This is a genomic window from Ferruginibacter sp., assembly GCF_031430955.1.
GTDB lineage: Bacteria > Bacteroidota > Bacteroidia > Chitinophagales > Chitinophagaceae > Ferruginibacter.
Genome location: NZ_JANPCM010000360.1, coordinates 1 through 2,840 on the forward strand (window position 1 = coordinate 1; position 2,840 = coordinate 2,840).

Sequence of the window (2,840 nt, forward strand, 5' to 3'; positions counted from 1 at the left end):
CGCACAACTCAAATTTATACCAAAGTTTAATACCTTCAAAATTTAAACCCTTTCTTGATTTTCGTTTCATATTTTTTTTGATTAACAATTTAAAAACGAAAATCTTGAATTGGCTTGCAGCAAGTTTGGTGTCTTTATAAAAAAATTAATCTATCTTATGAGTAAAGTTCAATAAAGTTATACTGTACAAGAGTGCGACGCCACCGAAGCTCAACCGAATTACCAAAGCTTAGTACAAAAAAAATTACTCCACCTTCAACCCCCAATCGATTCCTTTTTGTGTTGCAGGCACACCATCGGTTAACCATTTAGCAGGCTGCTCTCCTTTTAGTTTCCAGTCAAAAAATTGTTGCTCCCGTATCTGAATATCTTTACGGTTTTTTCTTTCAATTAAATTATGTGCTTCGCCATTGTACACCAACAACCAAACAGGTTTATTAAGCCTGCGCATAGCCGTAAACATTTCTATACCCTGGTACCAGGGCACGGCATCATCGGCATCGTTACTCATTATTACCAATGGCGTGGTTACTTTAGGTAAATGAAACAGTGGCGAATTTTCGATATACAGATTTGGTTTTTCCCAAAGCGTGGCACCAATACGGCTCTGTGTTTTTTCGTATTGAAACTGACGGTTGAGGCCGCTGCCCCAGCGTATACCACCGTAAGCACTCGTCATATTGGCAACAGGTGCACCTGCCCATGCGGCTGCAAATAATTTTGTTTTGGTAATAAGATACGCCGTTTGATAACCGCCCCAGCTTTGCCCCTGCAGGCCAAGTTTGGTGCTATCCACATAACCTAGTTTTACAACAGCTCTTACGCCGCTTACAATATAATTATAGGCATCGTTGCCCGGGTGGCCGGTAGTGTAAGAAATATCCGGTGCAAAAACTATATAGCCACGGCTTACAAAAAAAGAAATATTTAAGCGGCTGGGCGTAGGCGATGGTGCGTTGTAACCGTACAAACCATCAGAAAGTTTTTCGTAAAAATAACTGATCATGGGGTACTTCTTTTTTGGGTCGAAATTTTCGGGTTTGTAAATAATGCCTTCGCTTTGTTTACCATTGTAAGTTTTCCATTTAAATAATTCGGCAGTGCCCCAGTTAAAATCTTTTTGCTGTGGATTAATATCGCTTAGCACCATTTCATCTTCAACCGAGGTGCCGGTGTAATATAAATTGGGCGACGATGCATAATTTTCTTTAGTATAAATAAATGCCATAGCATTTTTTGCTTTTAAAGGAAAACCAAATACATTTTTTTCGGGTGTATTACTAAACGATAGAAAATTATTTTTTAAAACTGATGCATCCAGCACCATAGTTTTTGCAGTATTATCAAACACACGAAACGTTAACGGCTTTTCTATATTTACAAAACGTTCTTCTTTATCAGTAGAAATATAGCGGTACGTAATTTTATTTTTCCTTGGCATTGTTGCAGCATCAATAATTGTTAAGGGCATTGCAGCGGCATCAGGGTTTACATTCCAAACATCATAACGGTCATACAAGTAAAAATTTTTATCATCGTTGCTCCAGCCCATTACACCATATGGCGATGGATAATCGGGCACATCATTATCTTCTTCATACAATGGCTCTTTTATTTTTTCGGTCACATTTTTTGTTGTGCCTGTTGCCACATCATAAGTAAAATAATTTTTCTTAACCGCATCGTACCAGTACACATATCTACCTGCAGGCGAAGCATCAAAATTGGCTAATGAGTTTGAAAGCACTAATTTTTTACTGCCGTCATCCGTATTAATAACGTAAGCCGAAGTTTTTGTGCGGCCGCTCCATTGGCCTTCAACCCTGTTGCCTTTATTACTTTCTGCCAATACCCAATTGGCATTGCCTTCGTTAACAAGTGTAATTCTTTCTGCATCATCTGCCCCCAGTTGCACTAATTTATTTTCGCTCAAATTTATCACTGCTGCATAGCTGCGTTTTAATTCGGCATCCAATTGTTTTAATTGTTGCGGTTGCAAATAATCGTCGTTGTAGTGCCATACATCCACACGGGCCAGTTCAAAATCTATCAGTGTGGTATCTTTTGCAGGTTTAATGGCAGCAGTACCAAAAAATAATTTTTTACCGTCTTTACTAAATACAAGAGTGGCATTTTCACTGATGGTGCTGCCGACTTTCATACCCACCGTATTTTTTTCTGCCAGCAGTTTTGCACTGTCTCGCCCATTGGTATAATGCCAGAGTTTATAAAATTTGGTGAGTGATTTTGTACTGCTGTCTCTTTCGGCAACAAAAGCCAATTGATTGCCTTCATCATCAAAAGCATAATTTTTACAATCGTTGCAGCCCCTGGCTAATGTATCAGTTTTTTCTCCATACAAATCGTACAGCAGCACCATTGCTTTGCTGTTACTGTCTTTATTGTTTTTTGTGGTTTCGATTAAAAGTTTGGTCGCTTTTTTATTAAAAAAATATTCGCTTACTAATTTGAAAGTTTTTTCTTTGCCGTCAATAAGCCTGCGTAAAATTAAATCGGTGCCTTCGGTTGCTGCGGCGGAAATTGCATCATCGCCATCAGCATCTTTTAACGCTGCTATATCTTCATCCGCTTTTTTTAAGATTTGCTTAGCGGCTTTTTGTGCCGCTTCAATTACTTCCTGCTTATTAATTTTTCCACCAATGGAATCAATAGATTTCTTTATCACAGAATCGGCCAGCTTTACCAGCATATCTATTTTTGCTTTGGCAGAATCGTACACTGCCACTTTTGTTTTTTTGGTAGTATCAGGCATCGGCTTTTCAATATGATAAGCAACAAAGCCTGCGCCTTTTTCGGGTGTTTTAAAAGTTTTGGCACGG

At 38.6% G+C, this 2,840-nt stretch carries 1 protein-coding gene; it reads right to left on the reverse strand.

The annotated features are described in order from the left end of the window. Positions 1-244 precede the first annotated feature (244 nt). On the reverse strand, positions 245-2,840 hold a 2,596-nt coding region (locus ACY65O_RS10250), incomplete at its 5' end, for a S9 family peptidase (RefSeq protein ID WP_462220760.1).